The sequence below is a fragment of the Streptomyces sp. NPDC050988 genome (assembly GCF_044456225.1).
Lineage (GTDB): Bacteria > Actinomycetota > Actinomycetes > Streptomycetales > Streptomycetaceae > Streptomyces.
Map to the genome: position 1 here is coordinate 162,033 of NZ_JBITFQ010000010.1, position 20,044 is coordinate 182,076.

The window sequence follows — 20,044 nt, forward strand, 5'->3', positions numbered from 1 at the left end:
TGGGAAACCTGCCCACAGCGGCCGGCAGCTTCGTGGCGTGACGCTCAGGCGGCCAGAGTGGCGGAGGCCGAGGAACCGGGACGGCTCGAAACCCAAGCACATCGCCGCGCCGGATCCGGCGCCAGGCGAGCACAGAGGCCGCTGGCGTCGATCCTTGCGTGCTGCCAGGTTGCTGACCCCGTCGTCCGTGACCACCGAGAGCAGCCCGTCCCTCCCGAACTGGAGGACGAGGACGGCTGACCGGCGGGGCGGGGATCTGAAAGAACCCGAACCGAGGGAGAACCACGACCCACGCCCATGGAGGTCGAGCGAGCTCCCGGCCGGCGGCCGCCGATCCCGGCGTATGCGTCGGGAGGCGGAGATGGTCATCGAGGCCCTGATGGGCGATCCTTCCGCCCCTGGTCGAGGAAATCCGCCTCGAAGAGATCCGGCTACTGAACTTGATCGTGCGATATCAGGTGATTGCCTGACAGGTGAGGGCTGGGTCCGGTAGATGTGTGCGCGTGACTGACTCCACGCCCGGCGAGCCCACCCCTGAGGACGGCGAGCCCACCTCCTTCGTCGAGAACACGAAGAACCTGATCAAGAAGCACAAGGGGAAGGTCCTCGCCGTCGGCGGGGCCGTCGGTAGCGTGGCCCTGGCCGTCGTCTTCGCCAGTCTCGCCGAAAGGCGGGACGCCGAGGATCAGGAGCCGCTCTCCGCCCCTGAAACCACGGACGAGCCGCCTCGATCCAGCAGTGCCTATGACGTTGACTCCTTCCTGCGAAAGCTCCCCGACGGTCAGAACGCCAGCGAGGAAAAGAAGGAGAAGTACAAGGAGGAGACAGGGGAAGACCTCCCTCCTGGTAAAACTTGGGTCGATGGGTGGTCCTACCCGGGCGACTCTCCGGAGGATGAGGACCCCGGCGAAGCCGCAGCCTGAGCACTGAGCACCTGCGCGAAGACAACCGCGGCCCGCTGATGGTCAGGTATGGCTGCCAGCCGCAGGAAGCGTGGGAGATCCTCTCGCCGGCGGTCACCTTCACGAGAAGCGATCTTCGGCGGGTTCACATGCAGAGCGAGCTCCTCAACTCGCCAAGCGCATGGCACCGCTCCCCAACTCGCAGCGTGCGCTCAGGCGTGCGGCACAAGCCAGCGCGGCCGCGGCGTACTCCCGACGGTTGCGTTCCATCTGAGGGCGCAGCCCCATGACCACCAGCGATCCGTACACGGTCGAGCCCCGCCACAACGGGACGCCGAGCATCTTCCAGTCCGGCAGCGGCGACTGGGTGAGCACGTAGCCCTCGGAACGTATCTCCCGCATGAGGTGGCTCTGAGCAGCGCCGTCGAGGTGCGAGAGGATCGCCAGCCCGGCGGCATCCGCGGTGAGCGGCGAGTACCGCAGGGCAACCTTGGTGTCCACGTCGGCGTGGTTGAACGCCGCCTGGAAGTCCTGGCGGCGACCGTAGGTGTGGTCGAGCATCAGCCGACCCGGCGTGTCGTCGATCAGCACCGCGCTGAACGCCATGGCCACCTGGGCGGTCTGGCGCTGCAGCACCGTCGTCTCGCGGTCGAGTGCGCTGTCGTGCGGAAGGTTGAGATGCACGCTCGCATCCGGGCGGTGGTTGGCCACGTCGGTGGCGATGCCGTAGCGGCCCGGCGCGCGGTAGATCAGGTGCTTGGCCTCCACACCTGCGCGCAGGATGCGGTGCACGGTCGACTTGGTGACGCCGGACTCGTCGATGATGCGTCGAAGAGGGTGCAGCCCAGGGCCCATGCTGTTCAACGTCTGCAGGACCAAGTAGACCCGGGCGTGGGCGGTCATGCCGTCGTCCACCGTGCCCGCGGACTCGACAAGCTCGGAGTCGATCACTGAGGGTCCCTCCTGGTAGGCACTTGCGGGGCTTGATCCCGCCTCACGGGTCCCGCCAGGCACATCTCTACCGTGACAATCGGATCTTGTGGAGGAACCACCTCTTCCAGGAAGAGGGTCTTCCAGTACACGCCCAAACAAGCTGCGCGCACCCACAGTTGGCTGCAACTGAACATCGAAGTAGCAGGTCAGAGCTTGTTCCGTCCGGGTGAGTAGGCTCGGGCAGCAGGGTGCGTCGCCGGGGAGACGGTTCGCTGACATGGGTGTCACCCCGTGGACCGTCATCCCACGTACACCTCACGTGACCTGCGCTGATGCCGCCCTCTCCCATCGTGTGGACCGCGTCCCGCCAGCAGCAATCGGAAATTCAGTTCACGTCCCGCTATGTGACACGACGAGCCTCATGGCGACCGCAGCCGGGGAACCTGGGCGAGGAACCATTGCCCCGCCCCACGTCACCCGGCGACAGTGATCAAACCCTCTGGCACCGCCAGCGAGCGCCCCACTTCCAACACTCTGGAGCACCGCCCGTGAACACCCACGCGCCCCACCGGGAAGACGGCCCCACCGGGCACCTCGTCGTCCTGGGCAGCGGACCGCAGGCGGAGTGGGAGCACGCCATACAGCGCCTCGCCGCAGTCGGACCGCTGCTTCTCATCGATGCAGGAGCACCCACCTGGCAGCGACCCCATGTCGCCGACGCCCGGACCGCCAGCCTCCTCGATCCCCACCAAATCCTCGACGAAGTACGGAAGTTCGCCATCACCCGGCCCATCGACGGCGTGCTCACCTTTCATCCCGCCCACGCCCGCACGGCCGCTCTGCTCCGCCAGGAGCTCGCACTGCCCGGACCATCCACCGCGACGAGTGAAGCGACCACCCTGCGCCACCGCACCGCCCAACTCCTCACCGGTGCCGGCGTGGACAACAGCGGAGCCGTCCACGCGGACTCCTACGACCAGGCCCTGGAAGCCGCGCATCAGGTCGGCTTCCCGCTGGTGTGCAAGCCGGCCTCCCCGCGCACCCGGAATGCCGCGCGCCAGGTGACCGGCATCCCCGAACTCGCCGAGGCCTTCTCAGCAGCCACCGCAGCCACCTGGCCGGGCACCGGCACGGTGATAGAGCCGCTGCTCGACGGGATCGAGGCCACCGCCTACACGGCCGACTCGCCATCCGGCCCCAGGGTCGTCGCGATTTCCCACGCCATCTTCGACCCGCAGGCCGAACCCGCACTGCTCCCGGTGGAAGTGGTGGTCGACGCGGACGACGTCTGCGCGTCCGCCATCGAGGACACGGCGAGCCGGGCGCTGGCCGCCCTGGGACACCGATCAGGTCCGGCGCAGATCCGCATGCGGATCACCTCGACCGGGCCACGGGTCATCAGCGTCACGCCCCATCTGACGGACCCGCTGCTGGGCATGCTGATCGAGCAAGTGACAGGGATCGACCTCATCTCCCAGGCTGGCCATCATGCCCGCGGCCGGACCTTCCTCGCTGAGGAGAGCCGTCTCGGCGCGGCAGCTGTGCGCTTCCTCCAGGGCCCTCACCGGACCCCGCTGTCGCCCTCGGCCGAGCCAGCGCATCCCCACATCACCCCATACGCCACCCTTCAGCAGTATCCGGACGCGCGCTGCGTGGGCCCCCTATGGCGAAGCGGGCACCTACTCGTTTCAGGCACCGATTACCCCCAGTGCACGGCGCGCCTTCGCAGCGCCGCGGCCGAGCTCCGCTCTGCACGCCTCTCCGCGTAACCGACAGGAGCCCCGCCCGTGTGTTCTCGCGCGTTCTTCACCGCCGAACTCCCCAACTCCCCGCGGGCGTCAGGGCAAGAGCTCGTCCCCTGCCCAATCCCCGACACGCTCTGCAGGCACCGCCCCCGTGCAGGAGGCCACCGGCCACACGTCGGCTCGGGCACCTGGACGGGACGAGAGCGAACCGACCCAGCGTCCACCGGACTGCTGACGGCGTGAGGGACCCCACTGCACTGCGAAGCGCCCAGAGGCGGGAAGATGGCGGCTGCTCGCGCCCATCCCAGAAGGGGGCTCATCATGCAGAACGCCGTGCACGAGGCAATCGGGGACATCCGTGTCGAGCCGGCCGGGAACCTACTGGGCAGCCCTGAGACGAGCCTCACCCACGCATCCTGGTCCCACGTCCTTGAGCAACTGGAAGCCACCGGCCGCTCAGTCGTCCCGCGACGCGTCCCCGCGCAACCGGCGCGCGAGGTGCTCACCTTCCGGTTGCAGAGCACCTTTGGCTTCCTCCTCGACGCGGCGGCACGCTTCCTGGAGTCCGGGGACAAGGAGGACGCCGAGCGCACCGCACACGAAGCCCGCACCATCAAGGCCCTGACCGTAGCCCCAACCCTGCGCCACCACCGGGAAGAAGAACCGCCGACCGGCGGCACCAGGGAAGAGCTCCTCGACCACCGTGTCAGCGCCGAGGGCAACGGGTTCCTCGCCCTGGGCGTCGCCGAGCTCACTGCAGCCATCGGCCCGCACCACAAGGCACGGGGACTGCTGCCCGCCATGCCGCCCCAGGACCCAATGGCCTTCGTCGTTCTGTGGAACCGGATCAGCGCACCAGGGATCATTCTCGCGGGCATGAACGCGGCCCACACCGACGGCGAGCAGGGCGCTGCCCTCCTGCACTCTCACCTCGCCACCGCAGCCCAGGCGCTCGTTCCGGGCGATACCCACCACGAGTGGAGGTGAGCCGCAAGCCGCCGCCCCGGGCCGCGTACGCACGCGATGCTCAGCAACTCCTCACGGGTGCGCTATTCGGCGGAGGTGCGACCGCGGCCGGAACAGGCTGTGGGGACGTTGAAGAAAGACCATGCCCATCGTTCCCGCGTCGTACGCGGCTGGGCGTCACCCCGCATGTGCCAGTCCGTGAGGTCGTCGATCAGGAGTGTCCACGACGGCGGGATCAGGCGAGCGCGGTTCATGGTGTCCAGAGCGTGCTCCAGTTCCCGCCACGGGAGCCGGCGCCGGGGATTCAGGAGGCTCTGCATAGCCCGCTCCGCTGCTTCCTCCCAGGGACGGCCCGGCGGGTCGGCGCGGGACAGCCGTCGCAGGGCCTGCCCGATGTCACCGTAGCCGGTCAGACGGAGGGAGAAGCGGAAGTCGCCCGCCTGGTGGTAGCGGACGAACATGCGGGCGACGCGGATCGCGACCTCCGGCGGGACGTCCCCGGGCATGCCGGGCACAGAGTGAGGGGGCCGACCTCTCCCGCTCCGGCGAAGCGGCGCTGTGACCTGGGTGTTTCCGTCGCGGACGCACCTCGCGAGCCACTCCACCAGGACTTCCGTCCCGGTCACGCCCGTCGGGGACGATTCCTCCTGCATGGCAGTTGACCGCGTCACCTCTGCTCCCTCCGCTCCGACATGCCCTCGCTGGGCAACTCAGTGGGCTGTAGCGGCTGTTCTGTGTCCTCTTCATCGACCAGGTGGCTTGATGCCGAGGGCGCCAGCTCGGCACGGGCGCGGGCGAGGACGGCCGGGTCCAGGTGCTCGAAGCCGACCTCGCCCACCGTACGGAATCGGGTGATCTGGTCGGCGACCTCGTGGAGGATGCGGGCGTACTGCGCCCGTACGTGGGTCGATTCCGGCGTCTCGCGCCAGTCGTCCTGGAGCACGATCACGGGGTTCTCCGCGTCCTGCGCATCGTTGCGCAGCTCCATGGTGAGTCCCCAGTAGCCCACGTCGCTGATCTCGGTGTTCCGCACGCGCTCGGCGAGGTCCTCAAGCAGGCCGGCGCGCAGTTCGTAGGCAGTCGGTGTCCTGGCGGCCGCAGACGGCATGCGGCTGAGGGCCTCGCGGATCTCGGCGGCCTCGGTGGCCAGGTAGTCGGCGTACCCGTCCCAGTCGACCTCGGCACTGGTGTCCTTGGCCAGGACAGGGATGTCGTTGCGGCCCTTGATGCGTCGCAGGGTCTGGGCGGTCAGTCCGGTTGCCTCCAGGCCCTTTTGCAGGCCGCCGTGATGGGCGAGCGGGCCGGTCAGGGCGGCCCTGACCAGAGGGTCGCGACGCCGGGCGAGGCTGCGACTCTCCCGCCCCCACTCCGTCAGTCTGTCCAGCGCTTCATCGGGGCCGGTGAAGACCGGCGCAGGGCCATCCTGGTGCATGAGCCCACCCTACCCACCCAGAAGGGATGACTTCATCTATTTGAAAAGAGTGGTAGCGTCGATTTTCTTGCTGGCGGCCTTCCCTCTCCCCCTAGAGGAGCGAATGTGGACGTTGTCGTGGACTCCTCTGTGACCGGCCCTTCCCCGGGCGGCAACGGATGGTTCGTCACTCTGGCGCTCAGCCCGGGCACCGGTGGCGGCCGGCTGGACTGGCACCCGGATGGACTCGCCGACCCCGAAACGATCATGATCAAGGTCGGTACAGCACCCCTCACCGACCAGCAGGTCGACAGGATCGGGAAGGTCGTCGCTGGCTTCTCCGGCATCGCAGTCATCGACCGCGCCGAATGGACCTACCTCCACAACCAGGGGCGTTGGGACTACATCCCGGAGGACGAGGACGACCTCCTGGGCGCCATCGAGGAGCTGACGTATCTGGTGCGCGAATGCCTCGAATGACCGCCGCGCGTACCTCCCCGCCCATGCGAGCTGTCCGAAGTCCGTCCGCCCGTTCGCCTGGAGAGACCGAACTTGTCAGTCGTGACCGTCACCATCCCGTCCGTCCCACCCGACTCGACGGGTCATTGGCGCCGGGTGGTGACCGGCATCGACCCCACGCGGCACGGAGGCTACGCCGTGCTAGGGCACTTCGTGCAGCCCGGGGAACGCCTGACGGTCCCTCTGGGCACCCTCGTACTGGTCGTCGACAAGAACGCATACGAACGTACAGGGGGCCCGCGCCTTGGCGCGGGGCGGATCATGGAGTCCGCAACTGTGCGCATCCTGAAAGCCCGCACGCGCGGGCTGGTCGAAGTCTGGTCCCGCGACTACCGGTCAGCCTGGATCCAACCCAGTGCCATCAATCGGCTCACGACGCTCCTGCGAAAACAGCAGGAGCGCCTCGCCAAAAACTCCGAGCGCGCGGAACAGGACCGCGCGGCCGCGCGGGAGGCCAACGCCCGGCGAGCCGAGCGGGCACGACTGGCACGCCACAGGGGAGGCCGCTCCTCGGGGGAGCGCCGAAAGGCGCGCGCGACTTCCGGAGGCAGCCAGGACGCCGCGCAGATCCGCGTGTGGGCGAAGGAGAACGGTCACGAGGTCAACACCCGAGGCCCTGTTCCGGCGTCCATTCGTGAGGCCTACGAAAAGGCCAACGCCTGATCACCGGAACGTAGGTATCAGCCGGGTACGGGATGGCCCTGTGGTGCTCGCGTTTCCCACGAAGGTGTTCTCTCCTGCTGTGTCCGACCCGCTCGGCCATGGACCGTAATCCCGCCACGAGGTACGGCACATCAAGTAGTGGTGCCGGGCCCCGGTCAGTAACCCCCGCCCGGTCTACCGACGGTTGCGGCAGTCGAGCACCGTGTGCTGAGCCCCCTGCCCCGACTTCCAAGCCGAGGACGACCGTGCCCACCCCCCTGACTGCCGCCGCGCCTCAACAGGCCACCGCCGCAACCGGATTCACTCACGCCGGCACCCAGACCGTCACCCGCCCCGCCACCCTCGACGACTTCGACGAGGTGAACGCGCTCCACGAACGATGCTCACTCCAGACGTGCTTCGCCCGCTACCAGGCCGCTCGGCGATCACTCCGACTCGCCGAGTTCCAACATCTGACCCGCCCCGACCGCAGCCTCACCTGGGTCACCCATCCCAAAGACGAACCACACCAACTCGTCGCGACCACCAACTTGGTCCGTACGACCGAGGCCGGTGCGGCCGAGCTCGGCATCATGATCGAGGATTCCTGGCAGAGCCGCGGCCTTGGCACCTATCTCGTGCGGTACGCCCGCACGCAGGCCCGCGCCTTCGGCTGCTCCTCGCTGGTCGTCATGACCGGCTCGGACAACGTGCGGGTCCTCAAGATCATGAGGACCCTCGGCGCTGCCCTGCCGACTATCCACGGTCCGACCGTCGACCTCATGGTCCCCGTCGGGTAGCCGATGGAGCTCACCGTGGCAACAAGACTTCCACGCCTGCCCGGCCGCACGCCACCCGCCTTGCCGATGTGACGCTGGTCCTGGCGCACGGATGATCGGTCTCCGCCGCCGTGCGGGGCGTCGAGATCCGGCACCTCCTGGCAGACGACCGGGTCCGGCTCCTCAGTTTCGACCAGCGCAGCCACGGAACTTCGCCCCACGATCACACCCCGAGCAGGCATCGGCATCCTGGCCGACGACCTGGAAGCCGGGCTGAGCGCCTTCAGCGGCGACACCCCGGCGATGCCGTGCACTCGACGGCCGCGCTGGAGAGCTGCCGCGAAAGGCGCGTGCACCCCGCCCGCAGCGATCGCGGCCCTGCTGATGGTGAGCGCCAGCAGCGGGCACCTCGACTCGCGCCTTGAAGGACATCCACTGGCCTGTGCCGTAGGCAGCTTCGCACCGCCATCACCGAGGCCTGCATCCGCCCTCCACCTGGTACCTGCGAGACCTCCGACCTCCTTCAACGGCGCCGCGGAACGGCCACCGAGCCGGCGACCGCCTGGTCTGGGCGATCTTCAACTCCGACATCGGCCACCCCGCCGCACGCATCCCGCCAGGAGGCGAAACCTGGCCCGCCCGGCGCGGTAGGGCCTCGGCACGCGTGCCGCGGGAGACACTGATCGACACGAGGCAGTAGTGTCATGTTCCGGTAATCGGAGAGGGAGTTGAGTCATCGTGATGCGCATCTCAACGTCAGGGACACAACGACGATGGATGCTGGCCACGGTTCTGTGCGGCGTGCTGATCACAGGATGCAGCAGTGGCAGTGGTGGAGGAGACGGCAACACGGAGCCGAAGGCCAAGCCGGCGGCGGAGCCGAAGCCGCTCACCGAGGGTGCCCTGCGCCCTCTGCTGCTCTCTCAGGCGGATCTCGGTGCCGGATACGTCCAGGCCCAGGAGGAGCCCGACAGCGGGAAGTTCGACGACGTCTCGGTCCAGGGGTGCCCCTCGCTGGAGAAGCTGGGGCAGAGCGGCGATGAGACCATGTTCGCTTCGAAGGCAGAGGCCAGCTTCACCTACGACTCGGACGCCTCTCTCGGCGAAGAGTTGCACAGCGACCGCCCCTCGGTGCTTTCCAGCAAGCTCCGCGAGCTGATCGGCGCCTACACGGCGTGTCCCACTTACACGATGACGGCAGGCACCACCCCCATCGAGGTGAAGATCGCCAAGTCGGCCACCCCGGAGCTCGGAGACGAGCAGTTCGCCTACACCTCGACGATGGAGCTGCCCTCCGGGGCGCAGGTGCTCAAGACGATGGCGGTCCGCAAGGGCAACGTTGCGGTGATGCTGGTGGGTGCACCCGCCCTAGTGGACCGCCACATCAAGACCGCCGTCAGCAAGCTCCCCGCAGGCAGCTGACCATTCCCGGCGCCGCGGCGGCCACCAGGCAGGTGACCTACACGGCGGCCGGGAACTCTTCCAGGAGCTTGGCGCGCTGAGCGGGCCCCAGGCCCTGCACGCGACGTCCTTCCGGGATGCCCAGGGCGTTCATCGAACGGGTGGCGCGCACCTGCCCTATGCCGGGCAGTGCGGTCAGCAACTGCCGTACCGGCATGCGGCCCACGATGGTGTCGGACCGGTCCAGTACCTGTGCGAGCGTCAGGGTGCCGGCCTTGAGGCTCGCCCGTACCGCACTGCGGGCCTGACGGGCGAGGATGGCCTTATGGCGTGCCGCGTCGCGGTCGTCGTTGGTGAGGGTGGGAAGGACCATGGGGTTCCTTACGTCGTGAGGCCTCGTGATCACACGGACCTCGGTGGTTGGAGCAAGGCGTCTGCCCGGGCGTTGCGGGGCGGTGAAGTCCTACTGAGCGGGTTCCGCCGTGGTGGTCGTGGCGGCGGGGATCTCCAGCGGGTCGATGTCGGCGTGATACGGCACGTAGGTGTGGCGCCGCCACACGAACCGAAGAGCGACCCGCGCGACCAGGGCCATGTCGTACCCGCGTTCTGCCGTGGCGCGCGCGAAGTGTTGCCTGATCCTGCGGCTGGCTCCTTTGGCCACGGCTGCCGACGCGGCTCACGCCACCTGGCGGTAGCGGGGGAGCAGGTCCTCGCGCAGCGCGGCGAAGACACCGAGCGCCGCCTCCAGGGAGTCGGGGGTGAGCGCGTCCGTGCAGGCGATCCTCAGCTGGTAGCGCTCGCAGGCCGGCGGGAGGACGGCGTTGGTGTACACGCCGTGGTCGACCAGGACGCGCTGAGCCGACAGCATCGAGATCTCGTCGGGGAACCGCACCAGGACGACTGGGCCGACGTTCCCGGCCACGTCGTACCCCAGCGCATCCAGCGCACGCCGCAGATGCTCGGCCGCCGCCAAGAGGTCGGGCTCCACCTCAGCGCGCCGACGGATCTCGCGCAGCGACGCGTGCGCGGCGGCGGTGTCGGCCGGACTCAGCCCGGCCGAGTAGATCAGCGGCCGAGCGGTGTGGCGCAGGAAGTCGATCGTCTTGGCATCCGCCAGAACCGCGCCGCCCTGCGACGCCAGGGACTTGCCGAACGTCAGAGTCATCAACGGCACCCGGCCCTGCATCCCGGCCTGCTCGATCACACCGCGGCCGCGCCCGAACACCCCCACCCCGTGGGCGTCGTCGACCAGCAGCGTGGCGCCGTACTCCTCGCAGACCGCGACCAGTTCAGCAACCGGCGCCAAGTCGCCCTCCAGGGAGAACACCCCGTCGGTGGCGACCAGGACCGACTGCGTTGGTGCGGCCGCCAGCTGCCGGGACAGGTCACCGGGGTCGTTGTGGCCGAACCACCGCACCTCCGCGCCAGAGGCCTTCGCCAGCCGGGCCCCGTCGATCAGTGACGCGTGGGCCTTCTCGTCCAGGTACACCTGGTCACCGCGTCCAGCCAGGGCGGACACGACACCGAGGTTAGTCATGTAGCCGGTGGCGAACACCAAGGCCGCCTCGTAGCCGAAGAAGTCCGCGAGGTCCGCCTCGAGCTCCTCGTGAAGATCAAGGTTCCCGTTCAGCATCCGGGACCCGGTCGCGGACGTCCCATACAGGGCGATCGCGTCCTGTGCGGCACCGATCACCTGTGGGCTCGAGCTGAGCGCCCGGTAGTTGTTGCTGCCGAGCATGAGGACCTCGGCGCCGTCCAGTACCGCCTGACCGCCTCCGCCTGGCCCCTGAAAGGCCGGGTAGTACGGGTAGAGCCCAACATCGCGTGCCTCATCAGCCCGCGTATAGGCGCGGCACTTCTCCAGCAGGTCCATCAAGTGGGGTCCGATCTCTCGCGCGGGTCGGGCGGGTAGCGGCACCACCGTCGCCCCGCCGCACGCCGCACGGGCGCACCTGCCGCGTACGTCCCACCTCCTGGCATCGCGATCCGCCAGTGCGTCCCGCCCCACGGAACACGGCCACCCGACAACGGCTCTGACGCCGATGCAACCGAGTGACAACACACCCACGGAGCCGGGCCCCGCGGATGTGGACCTCACTCCCGCCCGCGCGTGACCCTGTTGCACGGCTAGGGCACGTGCCCCCTACCGTCCCTTCGCCCACCCTGCCGGACAGACCGGCGGCGACAACACCGAGGACCGCATGCCTGCCATCACTCGCATCGACCGGATCCCCCCATCCCATACGATCTTCCCGGCCACCAGCCACCCCGACCTGCAACAACCCGGAGCCGTGCACCACGGCTGGAACACCGGCCGTCAGCTCCTCCTGCACGCTGTGGACAGTTCCTGGGCCAAGCAGATGACCGGGCAGGATCAATGCCTCCGGCAGCAGGCGATCGCGCAACTGCGCATGCTCAGCCCTCGCCTCGACGAGGTGGCAGGCCCGCTCACGCTCGCGCTCCACGTCAGTGCCGTCCAGCAGCCGCCACCGGATGCGGACTCCACCGCCCTCGCCCCGCTGATCGGTGAGGCCCTCGCGGACCTGGGAGACTGGGGGATCCGTGCCCCGCTACCCGAGCAACTCGACCTGATCACCCGGGCCGTCCACGCTCTGCAGCCCTGCATGCCCGACTGACCGGCGCCCACCGTGGCCCCTGCGCTGCGCGGCGTGCGGGCCCCGCCGGCCGACGGCGCAGCCGACTCCGGGATGAAGGCGTCGGTACGGCCAACGCCTCCACGGGGCAATGGCCGCCGGCCATCAGCACCAACTCGGTCCGTCGCGCGGGACGTGGACGGCGAATGCGGATCCAGCTGTTGGGATGTCGTGCGTCGGATCGCGTTGTGCGCTGGCGAACAGCGGCAGTGTCGGATCGCCCCGCCCGTCACATGGGCTCCTCCACACCAGGGATGTGTGATCCGATGCAGAAGTTCCGCGCAGTCCTCGCCGCCTCCACAGTCAGTGTCGCCGCGCTCGCCGGCATGGTCGCGACCGCGCCGAGCGCCGCGGCCGCCACGTCGCTGTGCGGCTCGTCCTACGGCTACGTGGGCAAGCACGCCATGACCAAGGTCTCGGGGAAGGAAGGGCCGCGCACGGGCGGCTACGTGTACGTCTACTACAGCGCCAAGACCAAGAAGAACTGCGCGATATCCAAGCCGGTTCCCCAACTGCGGGGCAAGGCCTGGGGGCTGGGCGTGGGCCTGCACAGCCCCACCTACAAGGACGGCGGATCCGACGGATACGCGCGCGGGCAGGTCTACACCCGGTGGGCGGGTCCGGTCTATGTGAAGTCACCGCATGCCTGCATCACCGTGACCGGCGACATGAACACCGGCACGCCTGGCCACCTCCGCGCCCATTACGAGGTCCTGAAGAAGGGCGTCCACTGCGACTGAGCAAGGCTCAATCTTGCCGGCCGCTACTTCCCATGCGCTTTCAGGCGACCGACGGACGGTCTTGCGCAGGATGCGGACATCGCCCAGGTCCGTCCGCCGGACGACCCCGGAACACAGACTTCGGCACCAACCGGGCCCAGGCGCACCCGATCCGCCCAGGACCGCAAACCAGCGCCCGGACGCCGACTGAGAGCCCTGAGGCGGAGCTGCGTCCGGCCGCCCTGCTCGGCGATACCGACGACATCACCGCACCTCAGTCCCACGGAATCACACCAACCATCGCATGACGAGGCATCAGCGCCGCGACACCGCCTCGCCCACGACTGAAGGATCGCAAGAATCATGACGTTCACTTTCAATCAGGTCATTGCGATGGAAGACGCAACGTTCCCGTACAGACTCGGAACCGACTGCGTTGACGACATCGTCGCTCGTCTCGCCGCACACAGCGCCAGCAGTTACGTGGTGGTGGCGGACACAACGGTGGCCGAGCTCTACGGCCTCGACCTGATCGCTCGAATCGCCAAGACAGCGGGCCCGGCCCACCTGCTCACCCACGAGGTCGGCGAGCAGCACAAGGGGCTCACCACCGTCGGATCACTCGCGGAACAGGCCCTGGAGAAAGGCGCCGACCGGCGCTCCGTCGTCGTCGCACTCGGCGGCGGCGTGACGGGGAACATTGCCGGCCTCCTGGCGGCCTTGCTGTTCCGCGGCGTCCGCCTCATACATGTACCTACGACACTGGTTGCCCAACTCGACTCGGTTCTCTCTCTGAAGCAGGCAGTCAATGCCCGCCTTGGCAAGAACTTGATCGGCACCTTCTACCAGCCCGTCGAGGTCCTCGCAGACACGGCCATGCTGCACACGCTGCCCACCCGCGAAATGCGCTCCGGAATGGGCGAGGTGATCAAGAACGCCCTGGCCATCCGACCCACCATGATCGACAGGCTCGGAAGCGCGCTGAACGCCGAGGCCCGCTACGACGACGAGACCCTGCGCTGGATCATCGCCGAGAGCCTGGCCGCAAAGGCGGACGTCACCTTCGACGACCAGTACGAGCGCCGCTCCGGCCTCGTCCTGGAGTACGGGCACACAACGGGGCATGCCATCGAACACGCCTCACGTGGAGAGGTCGCGCACGGGGCGGGCGTGGCCATCGGCATGCTGGTCGCCGCCGAAGTCTCCCGACGCCTGGGCCTTGCTGACGAGAAGCTCGTCGCTCTACACCGCGAACTGGTCACCGCGGGCGGTGTGGAACCCCTGATCCCCCCGCACGTCGACACCGCGCTGGTGAAGTACCTGCTTGCCTACGACAACCAGGGCGGCTACATCGACAACCCGACCGGTCACACCCCGATGGTGCTGCTGTCCGAGCCCGGCAACGTGCTGCACACGGGCGCGCTGCCACTCGTTCCCGTGCCGCTGGCGCTACTCGAGGAGGTCGTCGACGAGACCGCCGCCCAGAGCGCCGACCTGGCAGCCTAGCCGGGGAGGCGACATGACCGCGGTTGCCCCGGCGCGGCAGCTCACGCCCCCGCGAGCCGACAGACGCGTGCTGATCAGGTTTTTCGCTGTACCCGGCATGGCCATGGCGGTCTGGGGAGCAAGGATGCCCGCGGTTCAGGCTGCAGCGCACCTTGGGCCGGGCCGGTTGGCACTCGTCCTGCTCGGGGCTGCGGCCGGCATGGTCGTCGGAGTCCAGGCTGGGGGACGGTGGGCCCATCGGCACGGTTCCTCAGGCCTGCTGGTCGCCCCCATGCTCGCATTCGGCATCGCCCTGGCACTGCTCGGACAGTGCCGCACGCTACCGACTCTGATCTTGGCAGCGGTGCTCTTCGGCTTGGTCCACGGTCTGCTGGATGTCGGTGCCAACGCCTCGGCCGTCGCCTGCGAACTCGCCTACCAGCGGTCGATCATGGCGGGCTTACACTCCAGCTACTCAGTCGGAGCACTGTGCGGCGCCGTGCTCGCGGCCTTGACCACATGGATGCCCCACAACCTGCTCTTCGCACTCGTTGGCGCCTTCACCGTCCTCGCTGCCCTCACTGCAGTGCCGAGCGTTCGAGCAGCGACATCGCTCGACGGCGCACCCGAGAGCACCCCAGCAGCCACGGACGAGGTCAGTACCCCGTCTATGTCTCGCACCACCGTGTGGCTGCTCTGTGCCCTCGCCGCTGCGTGTCTGTGGGCTGAAGGCGCCGCTGCTGACTGGTCAGCAGTACACCTGCATTTCCTGGGCACCTCCGAAACAACCGCGGCGACCGCCTACGCGCTCTACAGCGCGGCCATGGCCGCAGGCCGTCTCCTGGGCGACCGGCTGACCACGCGCTACGGAGCACCAGCGGTAGTGCGCGCCGGCGGCGCACTGGCCGCAGCCGGCCTCGGCTGCGCGCTCGCCGTAGGCACGGCCCCCGCGGCTCTGCTCGGCTGGCTGGCACTCGGTGCGGGCTTGTCCACGGCTATGCCCTCTTTGATCACAGCCGCTGGACGAGGCGGACCGCGCGCCGTCGGAACTGTCACTGCGGTCGGCTACCTTGGCCTGCTTGCCGGACCGGCGGCCATCGGAGCGCTCGCAGCGTTCACCAGCCTGCCCGTGGCACTGACCGTGCTCGTCGGCATGGCGGCGACCGTCGCTCTTCTCTCCTCCCGAGCACTGGCGTCCAGGTGAACGATCAGCTCGATCCGATCACTCAGAGGTCCCGCGTCACGCCTCCCCGAAGGACCGACCACCAGACCCGCACGGAGGGAGCTGTACCGCCCGGCGGAACAGCTCCCCCGACCCCGGAGCCGCGCGGTGAAACGCGAAGCCGCGAGCACCCCGCCGACGCCACGCAGCCTGGTTGCCTCACCCCATGAACGCGACATGGCGCACCACGAGCCCCCCACCGGCAGGACCCGCCGCCGGCGCGCCCGCCCGATTCGACCAGGTGCTCGCGCGTACCCGTGCCGACAACCGGGCCGCCCTCGCCACCTACTTGCCCGCAGGCTACCCCAACCAGGCCCAGAGCCTGCGGATCCTGCACAGCCTCGCCGAAGTCACCGATGTCATCGAGCTCGGCTGGCCGTACACCGAGCCCATGCTCGACGGCCCGGTAATCCAGCAGGCCGGAGCCCAGTCCCTCGCCGCTGGATTCCGCGTCCAGCACCTCCTGGAGAGCATCCGGTCTCTGGCCACCTCACCCGCAAGCGTTCTGGTGATGGCGTACTTTCCCCCGCTGTACAAGTACGGCCTCGATCGCGCCGCCCATGACTTGGCGCAAGCAGGCGCCGCCGGGGTGATCCTGCCCGACCTGCCGATCGAAGAAGCCGACGGCTGGCTCACCGCTGCCCAACAGGCAGGTATGCACACCATATTCGTCGTCGCCCCCTCAACGAGTGACGCTCGCCTCACCCGCATCTGCAGCGCCGCCGGCGGCATGCTCTACGCTCCCGCCGTCGCCGGAGTCACCGGCTCCACAGGCCCCCTCCACAACGCGTTGCCCGCCTTCGTGCAGCGCCTGCGGGCCGCCACCGACCTCCCGATCGGAGTCGGCATCGGCATCTCCAACCCCGCGCAAGCCCAGGAGGCCAGCCGCATCGCCGACGTCACCATCGTGGGATCCGCGCTCCTCCGCGCCATCGACGCGGCACAAGGGCCTCGGCAGCAACCCGAGGCCGCGGCCGACTTCGCACGCGCCCTCACCGCCGGACTCCGCCGCCCGGGCACCCCACGGGCCGCCGCATGACATCACGATCCCCGACCACGGCGCTCCTCGGGAGCACATCCCCTCACAAGTGCCCCAGAGCGCCGCCGGAAGCTCCCGGCCACCCGCCTGAACGTTCCACGGCCCCGTACGGGATACCCCACCGACCTACTGGAGGAGATTCTGTCCATGCTCTTCGACGACCAAGGCACCCCCGCCCAACGCCGGGCCCGAGAGGCGAACCTCGTGCTCATCGGATCCGCCATCATCGCCTCCACGCTCGCCGCGGCTGCCGCAAGCGGAACCGCCGCCTACCGACGCATGTCCTCGCGCCACAACATGCACGTCCGCCTGGCCACCACCCTGGCGGCCACCGTCACCGGGGGAGGCATCACCGTCGGCCTTCTGGAACGGGCCACGCGAGGCACACGCAGACGGCTGAGCGGCCTAGACCGGATCATCGACTACCTGTCCGAGGACACGACGCGCTCGGGCGCCGCCCGGGCGAACACGGACCTCTCCGACGCGAAGGTCCACGACGGACCCGCGGGCGCTCCTCGACGAGGGGACCAACGCCCTGCCCCGCGCCTTCGATGACACCAAGGCCCGGCTCGAGCAGCTCCGCCGCATGGTCGCCCTGTTGGGACCCGGCCTCCAGGCATGTTCTGGTCCCAGCCCGAGGGACGTGCGCCGCGACAGCGGAGCCACATCCCGGGAGCGCAGGCCTCCGGCTCCCTCGAGCAGGACCGGACGGTTGTCTGACCAATGAGTCGCCGCGACGCTGTTCTGCACACGATCACGGTCGGCGAAAGAGCCGTCCTGTCCTCCAGGGAAGGTCCGACGTGAAGCTCTTCGCCCTCGGCCATCGCACTGCCGACCCCGCGCCCACCGAAACGCCCACGGCCGCAGCAACGGCAGTCAGCTACCTCGCGCGGTACGTGAACCGCGACGCGGTCTTCGCACACTCCGGACCCGGCCCAGACTTCGCGCCGATCGGGCAACTCTTCTACCTCGACCGCGGGATCAAACTTCGCGAGGCCGACGGCTGGGTTCAGCTGAGGCTGCGCTACCGCTCCGCGTCCGGCCTGGCGGAAGGCGCTACGGCCTGGCTTCCCGAGGCATGGACGAGTCCCTGCGTGCCACCGGGAACACTGACCTGCCCATGAGCAGCGAGCACTTGGATCCCGGCACGTGCGGTCCACTCCCTGGCGCGAAGTCGAGTCGGCCCCCTGTGGCAATGTCCTGTGTGAGGCAGGCGCCCCGCTCTGCCGACCCGCGTCGCCTTCCACGAGGAGATCCCGGTGCCAGAAGCACACTGCCAGGTACCCCTCCGGCCACAGTCGAGTACGCAGGACCGCAAACATCGGCACCACGCTGACCTCGGGCATGTAGTTGGACAGGACTGGTTGGCCGCGGTGACCACCGCGCGCCCCGGCTTGGCTGCCCCTTCCGCGCCGGCCACGTCCCGGCCGAGTCCACGTACGGGCTCCAACAGCCTGCTCACCTGTCCCTCTCGCCCGCCGAGTGCCCCGTCACGGACCTTGCGGACCTGGGGCCCTCGGCCCGAGCAGGACCAGGACCCGTCCCGCCCCCCGACATCGCGGATCGATCAGGCATCCTGCGCAGGAGTGACAGACGCGCCGCAGGGTCCCGGGGGGCTTGATCGAAATCGTGTACGGAACCATCAATCCCATGCGCGCAGTGCCACCATGGTGTGCGCACGTGCCCATTCGACTTGAGGATCTGCCGTGAACCAGCGACCTCGGCCAGAAGGTCCAGGAGACCCGATCGAGAGAGTCGCCCGACTCCTCGAATCGGCCGCAGCCCCGACGAACCCCATGGTTCTCCTGGACGGCCCGCCGCTGTCAGGTGTGACGAGGTCGATGTACGAGGCGGTGCAACGGTGCCTTCCGTCGGCGCACCTTGCACCGTTCACTGCTCTCGAACTCGCCGAGTTCAGCGCGCGGCCAGACTTCGTGACCCAGTTCAGCGGTGGCGAGCGGTTCGTCCTGTGGCTCGACGGCCTCTCACCAGCAGACCTCGTACTCCTTGGCAGTGGAGTGCTGGACAAGGTCCTACCGCATGCCTTGATGCTGGCCAGCACGGACACGGCCTGGCGTGAGCGCCTCCTGAAGGACAGCTCAGCAGTCACCGCTCCGGCACGGACGGTCCTTCTGGAATACGCGGAGCGGGTCTCAGTGCCGTTCAGCATGACCCAACGTGAACGAGCCGTGATCCGCAAGATGGGCTACCCCGTCAGCAAGGGAATCGCTGAGTCCTTTGTCGGTGGCGAGAACCTGATCAAGCGATATCACCGGGGGGCCCGCGACAATCCTGAAGGACACCTCCTCGTGCAGGCCGCCGTCGACGCGCGACGCTGCGGCATCCACCGCCCCCTCGGCGAGGACGAGTTGTACAGCCTCTGGTGTGCACGCGGCGACTATGAGTACGAGCAGTGCCGTCCCCTGTTCCGGCGCGCGCTCGACTGGGCCAGCGCCGTCCCCCAAGACGCCTCGACCGGGTTGGTCTTTCGCGCGGAAGGCGGCCGGTCGCCGGATTGGCGTGTGCTCGGTTACGCGGCCGGAGCCGACGACGGCGACCACGGGCACAAGCCCCGCCCGCTCCACAGCCGAAGGTGGAAAGCGGTACTGGAACTGCTGCCAGAAGCCGGCGATCAGTTCGCCATCGGCATCGCCGCTCATCTTCATGGACGAGGCGACATAGCGGAGGCGGCCTTGAAGGAAGCCACAGAAGCTGCGGCTTGGGGCCATCCCGCCGGAGCTGCGGCAGCTGCCGCACTGCGCGGCCTCAAGACTGAAGGCATTGCCTGAAGAGAACCCCGCCCGGACGGTACGGTACAGGGCTCACTCGACCAGGCGTTCCTGCAGGGGATCAAGGACGTTTCGGAGGCATAACCGCTGCGCCGGTTGAGCTGCTGAAACGGACTTCCGCACAAGCCCCGGTCCCGGGCGCCGCCTCAAGTGGAGGTCGGCCCCTGCGTCGGAGGCGTCTCGCCGGCCTTGGCGGAGGCAACCGCGATGTCCATCTGCTGACGAATGTGAGAGGCCAGTCTGCGCATGGCCTCAGGGTCGTCCGGCAGGCTGCCCCGGCACGACTGAATCTTGAAGCCGTCCCTGCGAAGATCCATCCGAATGCCCTCCGCCTCTATCCGGCGCAGTACCTCAGCATGGGGCTCATCGGCGAGCACGTACGAAGCCGGGACTCCTCCCAGGTGGCTCGTGATCGCTTCCAGCTCAACGGTGCCCAGCTCGACGGTGCGACCAGCGCGCAGTTCGCCGAAGAAGACCGGCTCAGGTCCCGCCGCCTGGTCGAGGGAGAACCCGGCAGCCCGGAGCGCCGCCCGAAGGCGCTCTACACGGCCGAGGACCTCGGCGTCGCCCAGAGCGGGCGGCGTCGGCGCCGGTGCCGGCGCGACCGACCCCGGTTCAAGATCGGGGACACGGCGCTGACGACGGCTGCGGAACTTGGCGAACATCCCCCGATCATGCCGATGGAATCCAGCCGAATCCATCGCCTGCCACTCTGACCTGCTGTGATGCGGCCCACGTGGCGCACTGTCGCGGCGTGAAACCGCCCAATCCCTGCAGTGCTCCGTCGCGGTTGCCGGGCTAACCCCGCCGCCTCCTACCTTCGTCATCGTCGGCGACC

The 20,044-nt window shown here is 68.7% G+C and carries 21 protein-coding genes and 1 pseudogene; 15 read left to right on the forward strand and 7 right to left on the reverse strand.

The genetic code is table 11. The features are described 5' to 3' along the window. Positions 1-503: 503 nt before the first annotated feature. Positions 504-923, forward strand: coding sequence for a hypothetical protein (locus tag ACIBEI_RS22900; RefSeq protein ID WP_398891631.1), 420 nt, complete (start codon positions 504-506; stop codon positions 921-923). A 144-nt stretch (positions 924-1,067) separates the two neighbouring features. Here the strand turns inward: ACIBEI_RS22900 and ACIBEI_RS22905 are convergent, their stop codons facing one another. Then, positions 1,068-1,853: a helix-turn-helix domain-containing protein gene (locus ACIBEI_RS22905; RefSeq protein ID WP_398891633.1), complete on the reverse strand. Its 786-nt coding sequence runs from the start codon at positions 1,851-1,853 to the stop codon at positions 1,068-1,070. Positions 1,854-2,383: 530 nt separating this feature from the next. Here ACIBEI_RS22905 and ACIBEI_RS22910 point away from each other — a divergent pair. Both ACIBEI_RS22910 and ACIBEI_RS22915 read left to right on the forward strand, forming a co-directional pair. Next, positions 2,384-3,604: an acetyl-CoA carboxylase biotin carboxylase subunit family protein gene (locus tag ACIBEI_RS22910; protein WP_398891635.1), complete on the forward strand. Its 1,221-nt coding sequence runs from the start codon at positions 2,384-2,386 to the stop codon at positions 3,602-3,604. A 297-nt stretch (positions 3,605-3,901) separates the two neighbouring features. Then, positions 3,902-4,567 (forward strand): hypothetical protein, encoded by a 666-nt coding sequence (locus tag ACIBEI_RS22915; RefSeq protein WP_398891637.1) that lies wholly within the window; start codon positions 3,902-3,904, stop codon positions 4,565-4,567. 62 nt (positions 4,568-4,629) lie between these two features. Here the strand turns inward: ACIBEI_RS22915 and ACIBEI_RS22920 are convergent, their stop codons facing one another. Both ACIBEI_RS22920 and ACIBEI_RS22925 read right to left on the reverse strand, forming a co-directional pair. Then, positions 4,630-5,199: a type I-E CRISPR-associated protein Cse2/CasB gene (locus tag ACIBEI_RS22920; protein ID WP_398891955.1), complete on the reverse strand. Its 570-nt coding sequence runs from the start codon at positions 5,197-5,199 to the stop codon at positions 4,630-4,632. Between the two features lie 14 nt (positions 5,200-5,213). Continuing rightward, positions 5,214-5,978 carry a hypothetical protein gene (locus tag ACIBEI_RS22925; RefSeq protein WP_398891639.1) on the reverse strand — a complete coding sequence of 255 codons (765 nt, stop codon included), beginning with the start codon at positions 5,976-5,978 and terminating at the stop codon, positions 5,214-5,216. 105 nt (positions 5,979-6,083) lie between these two features. Here ACIBEI_RS22925 and ACIBEI_RS22930 point away from each other — a divergent pair, with 105 nt between their 5' ends. From ACIBEI_RS22930 to ACIBEI_RS22945, 4 genes and pseudogenes are all read left to right on the forward strand, one after another. Further along, positions 6,084-6,437 (forward strand): hypothetical protein, encoded by a 354-nt coding sequence (locus ACIBEI_RS22930; protein ID WP_398891641.1) that lies wholly within the window; start codon positions 6,084-6,086, stop codon positions 6,435-6,437. 528 nt (positions 6,438-6,965) lie between these two features. Further along, a pseudogene (locus ACIBEI_RS22935) lies at positions 6,966-7,139 on the forward strand (histone-like nucleoid-structuring protein Lsr2); the annotation flags it as partial. A 245-nt stretch (positions 7,140-7,384) separates the two neighbouring features. Further along, positions 7,385-7,918: a GNAT family N-acetyltransferase gene (locus tag ACIBEI_RS22940; protein ID WP_398891643.1), complete on the forward strand. Its 534-nt coding sequence runs from the start codon at positions 7,385-7,387 to the stop codon at positions 7,916-7,918. A gap of 756 nt (positions 7,919-8,674) precedes the next feature. Further along, entirely contained in the window at positions 8,675-9,319 is a 645-nt protein-coding gene (locus ACIBEI_RS22945; RefSeq protein WP_398891645.1) for a hypothetical protein, read from the forward strand. Between the two features lie 37 nt (positions 9,320-9,356). On the opposite strand, the gene mihF is transcribed toward ACIBEI_RS22945, so the two are convergent. From mihF to ACIBEI_RS22960, 3 genes are all read right to left on the reverse strand, one after another. After that, on the reverse strand, positions 9,357-9,671 hold the full coding sequence (mihF, locus tag ACIBEI_RS22950) for an integration host factor, actinobacterial type (protein WP_398891647.1): 315 nt from the start codon (positions 9,669-9,671) through the stop codon (positions 9,357-9,359). Positions 9,672-9,761: 90 nt separating this feature from the next. Next, a complete protein-coding gene (locus tag ACIBEI_RS22955) occupies positions 9,762-9,959 on the reverse strand; it encodes a hypothetical protein (protein WP_398891649.1) in 198 nt (65 codons plus the stop codon). A 15-nt stretch (positions 9,960-9,974) separates the two neighbouring features. Continuing rightward, a complete protein-coding gene (locus tag ACIBEI_RS22960) occupies positions 9,975-11,171 on the reverse strand; it encodes an aminotransferase class I/II-fold pyridoxal phosphate-dependent enzyme (protein ID WP_398891651.1) in 1,197 nt (398 codons plus the stop codon). Between the two features lie 328 nt (positions 11,172-11,499). Between ACIBEI_RS22960 and ACIBEI_RS22965 the strand changes: the two genes are divergently transcribed. The 8 genes from ACIBEI_RS22965 to ACIBEI_RS23000 all read left to right on the forward strand — a co-directional run bounded on the left by ACIBEI_RS22965 (position 11,500) and on the right by ACIBEI_RS23000 (position 19,206). Further along, entirely contained in the window at positions 11,500-11,934 is a 435-nt protein-coding gene (locus ACIBEI_RS22965; protein WP_398891653.1) for a hypothetical protein, read from the forward strand. Between the two features lie 284 nt (positions 11,935-12,218). After that, positions 12,219-12,692: a hypothetical protein gene (locus ACIBEI_RS22970; RefSeq protein ID WP_398891655.1), complete on the forward strand. Its 474-nt coding sequence runs from the start codon at positions 12,219-12,221 to the stop codon at positions 12,690-12,692. A 372-nt stretch (positions 12,693-13,064) separates the two neighbouring features. Further along, a complete protein-coding gene (locus tag ACIBEI_RS22975; protein ID WP_398891657.1) occupies positions 13,065-14,177 on the forward strand; it encodes a 2-deoxy-scyllo-inosose synthase in 1,113 nt (370 codons plus the stop codon). A gap of 103 nt (positions 14,178-14,280) precedes the next feature. Beyond that, on the forward strand, positions 14,281-15,360 hold the full coding sequence (locus ACIBEI_RS22980) for an MFS transporter (protein WP_398891659.1): 1,080 nt from the start codon (positions 14,281-14,283) through the stop codon (positions 15,358-15,360). Between the two features lie 184 nt (positions 15,361-15,544). After that, positions 15,545-16,417 (forward strand): tryptophan synthase subunit alpha, encoded by an 873-nt coding sequence (trpA, locus tag ACIBEI_RS22985; RefSeq protein ID WP_398891661.1) that lies wholly within the window; start codon positions 15,545-15,547, stop codon positions 16,415-16,417. Between the two features lie 147 nt (positions 16,418-16,564). Next, positions 16,565-16,972 (forward strand): hypothetical protein, encoded by a 408-nt coding sequence (locus ACIBEI_RS22990; protein ID WP_398891663.1) that lies wholly within the window; start codon positions 16,565-16,567, stop codon positions 16,970-16,972. A gap of 245 nt (positions 16,973-17,217) precedes the next feature. Beyond that, on the forward strand, positions 17,218-17,541 hold the full coding sequence (locus ACIBEI_RS22995; protein WP_398891665.1) for a hypothetical protein: 324 nt from the start codon (positions 17,218-17,220) through the stop codon (positions 17,539-17,541). 717 nt (positions 17,542-18,258) lie between these two features. After that, positions 18,259-19,206 (forward strand): hypothetical protein, encoded by a 948-nt coding sequence (locus ACIBEI_RS23000; RefSeq protein ID WP_398891667.1) that lies wholly within the window; start codon positions 18,259-18,261, stop codon positions 19,204-19,206. A 146-nt stretch (positions 19,207-19,352) separates the two neighbouring features. Here the strand turns inward: ACIBEI_RS23000 and ACIBEI_RS23005 are convergent, their stop codons facing one another. Further along, positions 19,353-19,871 (reverse strand): hypothetical protein, encoded by a 519-nt coding sequence (locus ACIBEI_RS23005; RefSeq protein WP_398891669.1) that lies wholly within the window; start codon positions 19,869-19,871, stop codon positions 19,353-19,355. Positions 19,872-20,044: the final 173 nt, after the last annotated feature.

Coding starts and splice junctions, on each gene's coding strand:
- trpA (WP_398891661.1), top strand. CDS start 15,545: ATGAACGCGACATGGCGCACCACGAGCCCCCCACCGGCAGGACCCGCC.
- ACIBEI_RS23005 (WP_398891669.1), bottom strand. CDS start 19,871: ATGTTCGCCAAGTTCCGCAGCCGTCGTCAGCGCCGTGTCCCCGATCTT.
- ACIBEI_RS22975 (WP_398891657.1), top strand. CDS start 13,065: ATGGAAGACGCAACGTTCCCGTACAGACTCGGAACCGACTGCGTTGAC.
- ACIBEI_RS23000 (WP_398891667.1), top strand. CDS start 18,259: ATGTACGAGGCGGTGCAACGGTGCCTTCCGTCGGCGCACCTTGCACCG.
- ACIBEI_RS22960 (WP_398891651.1), bottom strand. CDS start 11,171: ATGGACCTGCTGGAGAAGTGCCGCGCCTATACGCGGGCTGATGAGGCA.
- ACIBEI_RS22925 (WP_398891639.1), bottom strand. CDS start 5,978: ATGCACCAGGATGGCCCTGCGCCGGTCTTCACCGGCCCCGATGAAGCG.
- ACIBEI_RS22965 (WP_398891653.1), top strand. CDS start 11,500: ATGCCTGCCATCACTCGCATCGACCGGATCCCCCCATCCCATACGATC.
- ACIBEI_RS22970 (WP_398891655.1), top strand. CDS start 12,219: ATGCAGAAGTTCCGCGCAGTCCTCGCCGCCTCCACAGTCAGTGTCGCC.
- ACIBEI_RS22920 (WP_398891955.1), bottom strand. CDS start 5,199: ATGCAGGAGGAATCGTCCCCGACGGGCGTGACCGGGACGGAAGTCCTG.
- ACIBEI_RS22980 (WP_398891659.1), top strand. CDS start 14,281: ATGGCGGTCTGGGGAGCAAGGATGCCCGCGGTTCAGGCTGCAGCGCAC.
- ACIBEI_RS22990 (WP_398891663.1), top strand. CDS start 16,565: ATGCTCTTCGACGACCAAGGCACCCCCGCCCAACGCCGGGCCCGAGAG.
- ACIBEI_RS22915 (WP_398891637.1), top strand. CDS start 3,902: ATGCAGAACGCCGTGCACGAGGCAATCGGGGACATCCGTGTCGAGCCG.
- ACIBEI_RS22945 (WP_398891645.1), top strand. CDS start 8,675: ATGCTGGCCACGGTTCTGTGCGGCGTGCTGATCACAGGATGCAGCAGT.
- mihF (WP_398891647.1), bottom strand. CDS start 9,671: ATGGTCCTTCCCACCCTCACCAACGACGACCGCGACGCGGCACGCCAT.